Origin of the sequence: Psychrobacter sp. T6-4 (assembly GCF_052258425.1) — a bacterium.
Taxonomy (GTDB): domain Bacteria; phylum Pseudomonadota; class Gammaproteobacteria; order Pseudomonadales; family Moraxellaceae; genus Psychrobacter.
Window position 1 is genome coordinate 1 of sequence record NZ_JBQQEZ010000013.1, and the last position, 13,809, is coordinate 13,809.

The window sequence follows — 13,809 nt, forward strand, 5'->3', positions numbered from 1 at the left end:
GAACCGCCGACATTCTGCGTGTAAGGCAGACGCTCTACCAACTGAGCTAATCACCCTGAGAAGCGTATAAAAAAAGCGCTGCTTTTTTAACTTCGCAAGAGAAAATTCCTTAAAGGGAATTTTCTAGAAATCCTATACCTATACTAGGTTGTAGAATTTCCGAAAGTCTTACCATCCAAAGTTGTCACCCTTTGAAAAACTTCCCACAACATAAAGACTATCAAAGCCCCTTGCTGTGGGTGTGTATTATATAGACTTAACAAAGCCTGTCAAATATTATTTTGCGCAATTTATAAAATGTTTGTTATAGATATAAAAAGGACACAAGGAGTAGTCCTTTTATGATGCACGCAAATACGACTATAATGTCGCAGGCTGAATGTTTTGAGTAGCTGCGGTTATGTATTAATGCAGGCTCTCATTTGATCAATGGAGGTAAGTATAGACGCTTGGGATGTAGAGCAGCATTTTGCCACTTGGTCTTGGGGTGATTTTGCAGGATTTGGGCTATTACTACACGTTATCCTTATGATAGTGATGACTTTGCGCATTGTATCGGTACAGCGCAATATTGGCGTGTCGATTGCGTGGATCGCTGTGCTGTATACTTTGCCTGTAGTTGGATTTATTGCTTATGTTTTGCTCGGTGAGCCCATGATTGGGCGTCGCTATCGTCAGCGTTTGGAGCAGGCACGCGGGCTGATGAATGACATGGCTAAGCGTGAGCGTTTGATCTTTGATCAAGGTCAAGACCTGTTGCCTGATCACTACCGCGGCGTCAGTCAAATTGGCACACGCTGGACGGGATTTGGTGTGTTTGCGCATCACCAAATGCAACTGCTCACCACACCCCATCACATTTTTGGGCGTTTGATTACCGATATTGAGAACGCTCAGCGTACGATATTGCTAGAGTTTTATATCATTTATCCCAAGGGTCAAGTATTAGATATTATACAGGCGCTAGTCTCAGCAGCTAAGCGCGGAGTTGAGTGCCATATATTAGCCGATAGCGTCGGCAGTTTTAGATTCTTTAACAGTACCGAGCACAAACTGCTTGAGCAAGCGGGTGTATTTGTTCATCAATCGCTACCGGTAGGGCTATTCAAAACTTTATTTGTACGCTCTGATTTACGTAATCATCGCAAGATGGTCGCCATTGATGAGTACATTGGCTATATAGGTAGTTTTAATCTAGTTGATCCCGCATTTTTTAAGCAAGACAAAGGAGTCGGGCAGTGGATCGATATGATGATGCGCATTGTCAGCGAGCGGCCAGTCAACATTGCAACCGCTATAGCAAAAGTGGTCGTCACAGATATCGGCGCTGAAAACAACTACAATCTAGATGTGCTCGATCAGCGGGTAAATAACTACACGCGTAAGTTATACGTCATGTCGCCGACTATCAATGATATTAATAGCCGTATAAAAGTCCTAGGTGCAAATCTCGATCTTATAGAGCCGCCTGATACAGGGTCGACGTCTATTGTCATCCCGCAAATGCCTGTTGTAGACGAGGTCATTGCGCAGCTAATACCTTCTGCTCCGCAGGTGACTGCGCATGTCATTTACAACACGCTCGTCACTGTCATTCACCGCGCTAATAAGCGTATTCAGATAACGACGCCGTATTTTGTTCCTGACGAAGCATTATCAGGCGCGCTTGCGACAGCTGCTAAACGCGGGGTAGAAGTGACCCTTATTATTCCTAAAAAAGTGGATTCGTTCTTGGTGCAACATGCTTCACAAGCCTATTATCAAGAGCTACTTGAGGCTGGCGTCAATATTGCACTGTTCAAAGGTGGCTTGTTGCATGCCAAAACAGTCGTTATCGATGATGACTATTGTCTATTTGGTACGGTAAATATCGATATGCGCAGTTTCTATTTAAATATGGAGGTCAGCTTGGCGATTTATACGCCGCAGATGGTGGCACAAATTGCAGATGCGCAAGCGACTTATCTACAAAATTGTCGCTTGTTGTCATTGACTGAGTGGCAACAGCGCTCAAGCTACGCGCGTCTATTTGATAATGTTGTGCGGCTGTTTAGCCCTTTATTGTAGTGCGTTGAATTTTACGCTAAGGTAGATTATTTTTTATTCATGTATAAATACTTTTAAGGAAGTACCTGCCAGATGTCTGACTCGCCTTTGACGCCTTTAGATTATATTGCCATAGGATATTGGCAAGACTTTTTAGCTAAGCGTCCTATTGCAGGCGGCTTAGCTTATGAGGCCCTATTAAGAGAGTGCAGTTTAGATGAGTCTTTAGCTAGTTTGCAGCGTATCGATACTTTGTTATCACAAATACGGCGCGAACTGATCAAAGCGGATCGTTGGAATGAGAAAAAGATATTATCAGAGGAGCCCTATCGTAACTTACTGATATTTTTGGGATTCTATGCTGGGCGCGTACTGGCGTCAAAGTGGCAACACATCGCGCATTGGTATGGTCAATTTGAATTGCAAAAACGTTATCCTAATCTTGTATTAACAGCGGATGATTTTTATCAGCATATGGCAGTTGTGTATCGTCAAAATGATAAAAGCGGTGATGATTTATTTTTTCCATTAGAGCCTATAGGACTGCGATTGTTCGGTCATATCGATCGCCCCTTTATAGCGGTACAAGGTGGTCAAGTCGCAAGCGGATTGTATCAAGCGGTTAAAATGCGTTTGCCTCCCAATATACATTTAGATAGTACGTATTTAGCTAAAAATACACTTGATCAAAATCTTAGCACTCAATCTTCCACAAAAGATGCGCAAATACCTAGTGAGTCAGTTAGTGGTAAGCCAGTTAAAAGTAAGCCAGTTAAAAGTATCAAGTCAGATATCAATAACGTCAATGCTTTAAGCGCTAATCAAAACCCAGAACTAGAATCAGAACCAGTAGATGCGCAGAATCTATCTTCCCAGCATCCAGAGAAATCATCTGTAATTGCAACTGATACTCAGGCGTTGAATAACAAATTGTCTAAAGAGAACGTCTTACCATCGCAATCGACACCTTCTCAACCTAATATAGCGCCTGTTGAGACAAATCTAGAACCAACCATACAAAAACTGCAAGAGCCCAAAGTAATCGTCACCCCTGAGAGGTTTACTCAATTATTAAAAGAGTTAGATGAGATTGAGGTCATACAGACCGCAGGTACGGACGATTACAATCGCGCGCGTCGGGTACTCGATCAATTTGAGCAGCATATTGCTAAGCAAAATAAACCGCGTCACGAGGTTCAGTTCTCAAAGGCGCATCAATTAGCCCGCCAAAAAGCGGTGTCTGTTTTGCACTCTTCAGCCAATGCTGGCAATAGTGCCGCGATGCTACGACTGGCTATGTATGAGCTACTCGGTGAGGGTGTGTCCACAGATAAAGAGACAGGCATGACATCAGGAGTGCGTTTAATCGAGCAAGCGGCGAACCAAGATGACAGCCGTGCTCAGCGTCTACTGAGCAAACTGTATTATCAAGGAGTTGGGGTTGCGCAGGACGTCGACAAGGGTAAGTATTGGCTAGAGCAAGCGGCGGATAATGGTCATAGTGAAGCGGCAAGTGTGGTTGCGCAGTGGCAACAAGCCCAAATGCTCATAACCACACAAAAACAAGAACAACACAGTATCAAGCGTTATCAGGTACTAATCGGCGCTATCATCATTGTCGCACTATTATTAATTATTTTTGTCTAAGACAAAGCGCTCATAAGAGTTGCTACCACTTGTCATAAAATTGCATTAAAATAAGCGCGCTTGTCAAACTCTTCTTTATTCTACCTTTAACTGGGCTATTTTATGCCATCCTCTCATATGTCGCCATCAGACCCAGTAAGTCCAGTACTATCAACCGTGCAGGCCACGCATCAGCCGCCTTTTTATTATCGATTGGTTATTAGCTTATTAAAGCCTCTGTACCGTATACAAGTCTGGCGACGCTCGCACAAGAACGACAACTATCAGCAAGAAGTAGCGCAGCGTTTTGGCAAGCATTATCCGCCGCCTCCAGTATCCCAAGCTAATGATCAAAATTGTTCTGATCAAACCAGTCTTGTTAAAAACAGCCGTATGATAACTAACCCTCAATCCGTTATTTGGTGTCATGCCGTATCTTTAGGTGAGACTAATACCATCGCGCCACTGCTCGATGCCTTACTCGCAAAGGGCTACCAGATCTGGCTGACCAATACCACGCAGACAGGATTTGCACGCGGTGCTAGCCGTTTTGCTAATGATATCGCATCAGGCAGGCTGAGCCACAGCTATGTTCCCGTAGACACGCCTGCGGTGGTCGAGACGTTTTTGGCGCATGTAGAGCCTATTGCTGCACTGTTTGTCGAAACTGAGCTGTGGGCTAATATATTGAGCAAACTATCTGAGCACAAAATACCTAGCATCTTAGTGAATGGTCGTCTGTCTGCGTCCTCTTTTAAGCGCTATCAAAAGATAGAAGCGGTCAGCACGAGCATGATGGAGAATTTGACGCTGATCATCGCGCAAGATGATGAGTCGGCCAAACGCTTTCGTCAGTTAGGTGCGCAAAGCGCGCAGATTCGGGTGGCAGGCTCGCTCAAATGGGTCATAAATACCCCGCAGATCACAGCAAAAAATCCTCAAGCGACAGTTGAGATTGAGGATAAGACAAAAAACAAGGCCTTAAAAAAAGAGTCCAACGTTACATCTGCTGCTAACACAGAACGAGACGCATTAGCGCGTCCCATTTGGGTAGCGGCGAGTACCCATAGTGGTGAGGAAGCAGCAGCTTTGACGTTGCATACACGATTGCTAGCAGAATCAGCGCTTCATAAGGTTTTACTTATCATCGTCCCTAGGCATCCTGAGCGCTTTGATGAGGTGGCAACGCTTATTAAAGCGTCAGGACTGACAATGGCACGGCGTAGTCTTGATGAGCAAATAACTGATCAGACCCAAGTATATTTGGCTGATAGTATGGGCGAGCTCATGCACTGGTATAAGCTCGCTGACGTAGCACTAGTCGGTGGCTCTTTGGTCGATATCGGTGGGCACAATCCAGTAGAGCCTGCTAGCGTTGGGACACCAGTACTGATAGGGCGCTATACACAATCGTGTCAGAGTGTGGTCGATAAATTGGCGAGCGCCGGCGCGCTGTATCAACCCTATAATCCTTATTATCAAGCTATCCATAAGCAGGATCGAGAGGCTTTGGATGATCAAACGACTGACGACACGCTGATTTATGAGCAACTAAAGCTATGGCTTAGTGAGACAGAACTGGCACTTACGGCAGGTAAAGCAGGCAAAACAATGACATTAGAGCAGCAGTCTGTCTTGACGCGGCAACTGTCTATGATTGAAGAAGTTATAGAAGAGTATTCAGCGATAAAGGCTTAAATTATCTTTATCCTTAAAAGCCTTTATGCTTATAAGCCTTATATCCTTGAAAGCTTATAAATCAATTTACTGAAAACGGCATTTTACATGAACTGTATTTTATTACCCGCAGCCAATATCACTTTGCCGACTGCAGTCATTGATGATGCTAAGCAGATTGAACATATTGACAAAGTGCTTGGGCTAAAAGTAGGGGATAGCCTAAAAATAGGGCAACTTGGCGGTAATATTGGTAGCGCTATTATTGAACACATAACGCCGCTTCAGATTAGTCTTTTTGATGTTACCTTGACCGTTGAGCCGCCACCTAAGCTCAATGTTAGCGTGGTTTTAGCCTTGCCACGTCCAAAAGTGCTGCGCCGTTTAATAATGGATATGACCGCCTTAGGCGTTCGCGACATCATATTGGTTAACAGCTATCGTACGCAAAAGAGCTATTGGCAAAGTCCAATGCTTAATCGTCTCGATGAGTTTGTACTAGAGGGCTTACAACAAGGCGTTGACACCACCGCGCCTAGTATCACGCTAGAAAAACGCTTTAAACCTTTTGTCGAGGACAAACTTGCAGACTTAATCACTACAGGCGCTATCGTCGCGCATCCTTATAGCGAGGTGTCATTGACGCAATATATGCAAACGCTGTGTAATGAGACAAATTTACAGCTACTACCTTCTGTCGTCTGTATCGGTAGCGAGGGCGGTTGGATTGATTATGAGATTGACCTGCTTGCCAAACAAGGCTGTCAAGCGGTTAGCATGGGGTCACGGATACTGCGTACTGAAGCGGCGGTCAATGTGATCTTGGGGCAGTGGTTACTAAGTTAAAACTATCCGTAAACTCAGTTAAAAGCCTACCTTATATATCAGTAAAACACGTAAACTATAGATAGCAGATTGTGCTAAATAAATGTATTGATAATTAATCTCATTTAGATTAGTATGTTGTTTTCGGACTTTTGGGTCTGATTTTTTATTTATTTATTTATTGCATTCTATAGATAGCAGCTTCTATCAAAAGCCTCTATAACGACGAGCATTACTGCGGAGATAACCATGTCAATTAGCGCTACGAGCATCAGCTTGCCCTCGACCAAAATTTTATCTGTTGCTGTATTTGGGGCAATGTTAGGATTAGCGGGTTGTAATAATGCCTCTACTCCTGAAACGAGTGTTGATAGCGAGACGCCAGCTACTGAAACTGAGGCTACTGAAACCGTAGCGACTAACAGCAATGAGCCTACGGTAACTGTTTACTCATCTCGTAACGAGCAGCTGATAAAACCCCTTTTAGATCGCTATACCCAAGAGACAGGTATCGAGGTTGAGCTAGTCACTGACAAAGACGGTCCGCTTATGGCGCGCCTGCAAGCTGAAGGTGACAACACGCCAGCCGATATGCTATTGACTGTCGATGCGGGTAACTTATGGCAGGCAGGACAGCAAGGTCTCTTGCAACCTGTCGCATCAGAGGTGCTAACTGCAAACGTTCCTGCCAAATACCGTGATCCAAAAGGTCAGTGGACGGGTTTATCATTACGCGCGCGTACTATATTCTACGATCCAAGCAAAATTGATGCCGAAGAGTTGTCTACCTATGCTGACCTGGCCGATCCAAAATGGAAAGGTAAATTATGTCTGCGCACCTCTAAAAAGGTTTATAACCAGTCCCTAGTCGCCAGCATGATAGAGCACTTAGGTGAAGAGCAAACTGAAGCGGTCATCCGCGGCTGGGTGGATAACCTTGCAACGGATGTCTTTAGCGATGATACCAGCTTGCTTGAGGCAATCGCTGCTGGTCAGTGTGAAGTCGGTATCGCAAACAGCTACTACTATGGTCGTCTGCTCGATGAAAAGCCTGATTTCCCTGTTAATATATTCTGGGCCAATCAAGGTGGAACGGGTACTCATGTGAATATCTCTGGCGCAGGCGTGGTCGCAGGCTCAGACAATCCAGATGGCGCGCTGAAACTGATGGAATGGTTGTCATCTGATGAAGCACAGGGTATCTATGCCAGTGCTGATAAAGAATATCCTGTCAAAGCAGGCGTTGATGAGTCGGATATGCTCAGATCTTGGGGCACGTTTAAACAAGACGATATCAATGTACAGAAATTTGGTGAGCTACAAACTGGGGCTATCCAAATGATGGATAAAGCGGGCTATAAATAACAGTAAAAAATAAAAGCAAATAGGGATTATCGGTAATAAAAGCACTCTCATCTAGCTTTATTTATATACAATAGAGATAGATGAGGAATATACCGAAAACGTCTTGCAAGGTAATACTATTAATAAGTTAGATATCCGCCAAAAGCGCGCCAGCAGCCGTGACTATACGGTTGTGCAGCGCATTTTATCGAAATCAGTCTTAGGGCTGATTTCATTGTTTATGCTGGTGCCGATTTTGATTGTGCTACTGTCATGGACACAGCCGGTCGCTGATATCTGGACGCACATGGCAGATTACGTATTGCCACAAGTGCTTAAAAATACCGCTATCTTACTGGTTATGGTCACGGTATTCTCTGGCAGCATCGGGACGATATTGGCTTGGTTTACCAGTATGTACCGCTTCCCAGGGCAGCGCTTTTTTACGTGGGCGCTCATGCTACCGCTTGCGATACCCGCTTATGTCTTGGCGTTCGTCACCGTAGGTATCGTTGACTTTAGCGGGCCCTTGCAGACTTTTTTGCGTGATGCTGGATTGACGACTGCTATACCATCAGTGCGCAACGTGTGGGGCGCAGGACTGATACTGTCGTTGGCCTTTTATCCTTATGTCTATCTGCTGGCGCGTCAAGCGTTTTTATCGCAAGGACGCCGTGCGATCGAAGCGGGGCAAATGCTAGGATTTAGCCGCAGTCGGGTGTTCTTTAAATTAGCATTACCGCAAGCGCTGCCGTGGATCATTGGTGGGTTGCTACTTGCTTGTATGGAGACCTTGGCGGACTTTGGCGCGGTATCGGTATTCAATGTCGATACCTTTACCACTGCTATTTATAAAGCATGGTTTGGATTTTTTAGTTTAACGACCGCCGCCCAACTTGCCGCGTTATTAATAGGCGTGGTGTTTATCGTCGTGCTCTTTGAGCAATATTGGCAAGCGCGGCGCAGCAACGTAGTGACGCAAGGTAGCAACCGACGTTTTGACAGCAGTAGCGCAAGCAAACTGGCGATGACGCTGTTTTGTACGACCGTTTTTTTGGTTGCGTTTTTGATACCGTTTTTGCAGCTGATTTATTGGACTGCGATGAATTATCAAGAAGATTTTGATGCGCGTTACATCGATTTTGTGACCAATAGCTTGATGATTGCTAGTATGACCACCTTGCTCATCGCGTTTTTTGCTATCATTATCGCTTGGATAAAACGTCAGTATCCAGACAAAACCACCAAGCTTTTGACCACGTTAGCTAACCTAGGCTACGTCGTCCCAGGTACGGTGCTGGCGGTTGGGGTATTTATTCCTATTGCATGGCTTGATAATCAACTCATTGCCTTTGGCATTACCTCAAAACAGTTTCTCTCAGGTAGCGTGATTGTCATGCTGCTAGCGCTATCAACGCGGTTTTTGACCGTTAGTTTTCAGCCTATAGATCGACAACTTCAGCGCTTGACTATCAATCAAGAAGCGGCCGCTAAACTACTTAGCGACAGTCCATTACAGCGCTGGCAACGTGTAGTACTACCAGTGCTCAGTCCTGGCGTGCTTACTGCGCTGCTTATGGGTTTCGTTGAAGTGATGAAAGAGATGCCGATCACGCTTATGACACGCCGGCAAGGCTGGGATACCCTAGCGGTGCGCGTGTTTGAAATGACCAGTGAAGGCATGTGGGCGCGAGCAGCGCTACCTAGTTTACTCATAGTGCTCGTAGGTCTTATTCCCGTTTGGATACTGCTAAGACAAAGCGAAAAACAAGGCTAGTATTTAGCTTCAATATAAATATTTACTAATTACTCTTATTTATTAATAGCGACTGGTGCCATCTATGCCTACCGACTCAAGTTACGACCAACCGCATACTAATAGCACAGCTAATGGCGAGGCATATTTGCAAGTGCAAGACTTGGTCGTAGGCTATGATGATTTTGTGGTCGTCAAATCCTTGTCACTTGAGTTGCAACAAGGCGAGATAGGCTGTTTTTTGGGTTATAGTGGCTGCGGCAAGACTACCGCACTACGGGCAATCGCAGGTTTAGAGCCGACTCGTGAGGGCATTATCAGCCTAAACGGTAAGCGTTTGACTAAAAAAACCGCTCGCACTTCCTTCGCAGTCGCACCCGCCAAACGCGGTATGGGTATGGTGTTTCAGGACTATGCGCTGTTTGGACACTTGAGCGTCGCCAAAAACATCGCTTTTGGTCTCAATAAGTGGTCATCTGCCGATAGACGCGCGCGAGTAAATGAGATGCTCAAACTCGTTGAGCTGAGCGAACATGCAGATAAACGTCCCAATGAGCTCTCTGGTGGTCAGCAGCAACGCGTAGCACTAGCGCGGGCTTTGGCGCCTAAACCTAAACTGCTACTGCTCGATGAGCCATTCTCAAACCTAGATGTTATGCTGCGTGAGTCGCTAGCGATGAGTGTGCGCGATATCTTAAAGCGTACCAATACTACTGCGATACTAGTCACTCATGATCAAAATGAAGCCTTTGCCATCGCAGATAAAGTTGGCGTTATGCATCGCGGCAAGCTTGTCCAGTGGGCAACGCCAAGCGAGCTTTATCATGAGCCAATCAGTCCTTTTGTCGCAGAGTTCGTTGGAGAAGGGGCGATGATAGATGGCATCATTAAAGAAGGGCACGTCGAGACGGCGCTTGGTGATATTTATCGGCGCATGGAGGTCTATGATGAGACGGGACAATCAACATATTGTGAGTATGACTATCCTAACGGTACGCCCATCAAAGTACTGGTGCGACCTGACGATATCATTCATGATGACGAGAGTACACAGACCGCACTCGTTGTAGGGCGGGTGTTTCGCGGTGCCAACTATCTCTACCGCTTGCAACTCGATGACGGTCAGACGATTTTGTCTTTAGTACCCAGTCATCACAATCACGAGATTGGCTCGCACATCGGTATTTTGCCGATACTTGAGCATGTCGTGGTATTTGATGAAAAAGAGATCAATGCCACGACGTGGTCAGAATATGACCGAGTAAATAGTTAACTCAGCGCTTTGACTTTAATAATAAACTGTCAATAATAGCGACGCGCCAAGATATGCAAGTAACGCCCCATACGCTTATAGGGCTCTTGATTTGAGTAGCGTAGCTCCATTCGTATCACATCTTCAGGGTTATTATGCCCGCCGCGTTTGAGCGGAGCATAATCATGAAACACGCGCAAGCCACTCTCTAACACTATTTGATAGTCATGCTGTTGTAGCCACGATTCCACCTCTACCTTGGCAACGGGATGATTGGGCGTCAGGCTTTTTTTGTTGTCCGCTTTGTAGCCGTCATCCTCTAGTAAGCTATCTAACAAATTAAAATTACCCATTATCAGGTTGCGATAAACGAAACTGGCGGGATTATAAAAGCATAAAGATAGCGCGCCATTACTTGTCAGCTGACGATCAAAAAAATCCATAATCTCGCGAGGATCCGCTAGCCATTCAAGCAGCGCATGACACAGAATGAAATCAAATTTATCCGCGTCATTATTCTCATCACCTATTATCTTGTCAGCAGCGAGTTTGTCCTCCAGCTGCTGATAAGGACAAGCGTGCCACGTTATATTATCTAAAGTGTCCTGACAGGTGATGCTGTCTTTGGCCTTATTTAGCATATTGGCAGAGATATCGTTGATGACGACAGTATGACCCAAAGCTGCCAGCTGGATCGCTATTTGCGCGAGTCCTGCGCCTACATCCAAAACACGTAAGGGTCGCCCAAGCTCCTCGCTCATATTTTTGACATATTCAAAGATATCGCGTCGCAACACTGCCAATCTAATATCGCCTTTTAGACCGCCATAGACTTTCTTTGCAAAATGATCAGCGATATCATCAAAACTGCGATCTGCTCGCTTGTCTTGTGATTCTTGCTCTACTGAATTTATCGTTTGGCTCGTGCTATATTGATGCGTCTGGCTTTTATTGTGCATAATAGTTGGGTCTTTATTTGTTGTTCTATCAAGAAGTGGCTTCTATTTCTCGCGCTACAAGATTTAGTAAAATAAAAGTGAACGGCAAGGATATTATACCAGTAGCTTTTGAAGTTTTTTTACGGTATAAATAATGACGCCTATTGACTAAGTTATAGATAATTAAGCTTTTAATTGCTCGTTATCGAATGATAGGCTGATGCACTTTTACTGCCAAGGATTTTAGGCAATTATCTGCCCAACTCATGCTAAGGACAGCACCTATGATTATACCCAAATCCACCTCTGTTAATACACCTACTATGACTCGTTGTATCTTATCGGTCGCTGTTGCCAGTAGTTTACTGCTAGTAGGCTGCGGGGATGATAACGACTTTAATGAAAGAATAACCGATAATTCAGACATTAGTGTTGAGTCTATTAGTGAATTTAATCGGGCAACAATAGATGGCGCATTTAGTGCAAATGATCCGTCAATACCTAATGCTAAATGTGACATCAAAATAGAAAAAGTCACTTATAAAACTGAAGGCGCTGCTGGCGAAGATACCACTGCAACCGCAGCCTTGATGTTGCCTAGTGGTGATAATGCGGACTGTCAAGGTGATCGTCCTATCTTACTCTATGCTCATGGTACCACAACGGATAAAGACTACGATTTTGCTCAAGTCGGTAATCCACAAAACCCAGCGGTGGGTGAAGCAACTCTAATCGCGGCAAACTTTGCTGCTCAAGGGTATATCGTTGTCGCACCTAACTACGCCGGTTATGATGAGTCAGATCTCGATTATCATCCGTATTTGGTCGCTGAGCAGCAGTCTACTGATATGATCGATGCATTAGAGAGTGCACGCGATATCATTGATGATGAACAGGACAATAATAATGCAAATTACACTGGTATTGAGGATTCTGGTAAGCTGTTTATCAGTGGGTACTCACAAGGTGGTCACGTAGCTATGGCCACAGCTAGAGCGTTAGAGCAAGATGGCGAAACAGTCACCGCTATCGCACCATTATCTGGCCCTTACGCATTAGCAGCGTTTGGTGATGCTATCTTTTCTGGCAACGTAAACATCGGCGCTACGCGCTTTGCGCCATTATTGGCAACAGGTTTAGAGAAAAAATACAAAGATATTTATCGTAATACTACAGATATATTTAGCAGCCAATATGCCAATACTAAGTTGCCAAGTTTGCTTACCTTTGATGAGTTAGTGGATGCTGGTAAATTACCTGAGTTTGCGCTATTTGAAGCAAAGCCTACCGGCAATACTGTACTTGATGCGCTACCAAGAAGCCCACTACCTTTTGCATCGATAGGATTTAGTGATACCAACTATCTTATCAAAACTGACTTTAGAGCGGCCTTTGTTACTGATGCATTAGCCAATCCTGATAGTTTGATCGCAATGACAGGTGCCTTACCAGCAGCGAACCCACAAAACAACCTTCGTAAAGCGTTAAAAGATAATGATTTGCGTGGATATATTCCAAAGATGCCAACATTACTGTGTGGGGGCAATCAGGATCCAACAGTATTTTATGATTTAAATACAGGGTCTATGTCTGCTATATTGCAACAAGCAAGCGCTGCGCCCTCTGCTAATTTAAACATTACCGTTCTGGATGTAGATGCGACCAATGATGATGATCGCGACCAAAATACGGTCACTTCAATCGGTAGTGCTATGAGTAATGCTTGGATGAGTACCGATACTATTGATAATATTCAAAGTAGATTTGCCGCAAGTTTGACCGCTGTGCAGAATCGGGCTATAGCAAATGCTAGAGCAGCAGGGGTAACTGATCCTATACTATTAGCGCAAGCTGCAGGCCAGGCGACACTGGCAAACTATCACGGTGCACTTGCAAGCACTGCCTGTACTCAAGCGACGCGCGAGTTCTTTGAGCAAAACTTTAATCAAACGGCTAACCAAGAAGACAATGATAGAGTGATTCAAACGCCGCTTAGAATGAGCTAATCTTCGATAAACTCATAAATATTAAGCAAACGAAAAACTGTATCCAATCGGATGCAGTTTTTTTTATTTTAGTGTCAAATGAGTCCGTTAAATACGGACTAAAACTTGCGATAAAAAGTGAGATTAAGCTAGCATAATTTTGGAGTCTAAAACGCATCAAAATATAAGTCAATATTTAGCGCTTTTGCTTGATTTTAATGACACTCAGATACCCCTAAGCGCCTAAATTTATGCTAAAATAGCTTCTTTATTTAAACCTTAAAACTATCGCCATTTTCCTACTGTTTTACATTATTTATAATTCCTTTTTATGGTCAGTTTTACTAATAATGACGCGTT

At 44.4% G+C, this 13,809-nt stretch carries 9 protein-coding genes; 8 read left to right on the forward strand and 1 reads right to left on the reverse strand.

The window, feature by feature from the left end; all coding sequences use genetic code 11:
• The first annotated feature begins 429 nt into the window (after window positions 1–429).
• The 7 genes from ACTXGE_RS09885 (at window position 430) to ACTXGE_RS09915 (ending at window position 10,547) form a co-directional block, all read left to right on the forward strand.
• On the forward strand, window positions 430–2,067 hold the full coding sequence (locus ACTXGE_RS09885; RefSeq protein ID WP_443541441.1) for a cardiolipin synthase: 1,638 nt from the start codon (window positions 430–432) through the stop codon (window positions 2,065–2,067).
• A gap of 72 nt (window positions 2,068–2,139) precedes the next feature.
• Window positions 2,140–3,693, forward strand: coding sequence for a tetratricopeptide repeat protein (locus tag ACTXGE_RS09890; RefSeq protein WP_443541442.1), 1,554 nt, complete (start codon window positions 2,140–2,142; stop codon window positions 3,691–3,693).
• 102 nt (window positions 3,694–3,795) lie between these two features.
• A complete protein-coding gene (locus ACTXGE_RS09895) occupies window positions 3,796–5,370 on the forward strand; it encodes a 3-deoxy-D-manno-octulosonic acid transferase (RefSeq protein ID WP_443541443.1) in 1,575 nt (524 codons plus the stop codon).
• Between the two features lie 87 nt (window positions 5,371–5,457).
• Window positions 5,458–6,195, forward strand: a complete 738-nt coding sequence (locus ACTXGE_RS09900) for a 16S rRNA (uracil(1498)-N(3))-methyltransferase (RefSeq protein ID WP_443541444.1) — start codon at window positions 5,458–5,460, stop codon at window positions 6,193–6,195.
• Window positions 6,196–6,423: 228 nt separating this feature from the next.
• Complete coding sequence (locus ACTXGE_RS09905; RefSeq protein WP_317199974.1) at window positions 6,424–7,539, forward strand: Fe(3+) ABC transporter substrate-binding protein; 1,116 nt, start codon at window positions 6,424–6,426, stop codon at window positions 7,537–7,539.
• Between the two features lie 133 nt (window positions 7,540–7,672).
• Window positions 7,673–9,295, forward strand: coding sequence for an ABC transporter permease (locus ACTXGE_RS09910; protein WP_443541494.1), 1,623 nt, complete (start codon window positions 7,673–7,675; stop codon window positions 9,293–9,295).
• Window positions 9,296–9,359: 64 nt separating this feature from the next.
• Complete coding sequence (locus ACTXGE_RS09915) at window positions 9,360–10,547, forward strand: ABC transporter ATP-binding protein (RefSeq protein ID WP_443541445.1); 1,188 nt, start codon at window positions 9,360–9,362, stop codon at window positions 10,545–10,547.
• Between the two features lie 29 nt (window positions 10,548–10,576).
• Here ACTXGE_RS09915 and ACTXGE_RS09920 read toward each other — a convergent pair whose 3' ends face one another.
• Window positions 10,577–11,485, reverse strand: a complete 909-nt coding sequence (locus ACTXGE_RS09920; protein ID WP_443541446.1) for a methyltransferase domain-containing protein — start codon at window positions 11,483–11,485, stop codon at window positions 10,577–10,579.
• 263 nt (window positions 11,486–11,748) lie between these two features.
• Between ACTXGE_RS09920 and ACTXGE_RS09925 the strand changes: the two genes are divergently transcribed.
• A complete protein-coding gene (locus tag ACTXGE_RS09925; protein WP_443541447.1) occupies window positions 11,749–13,470 on the forward strand; it encodes an alpha/beta hydrolase family protein in 1,722 nt (573 codons plus the stop codon).
• Window positions 13,471–13,809 lie beyond the last annotated feature (339 nt).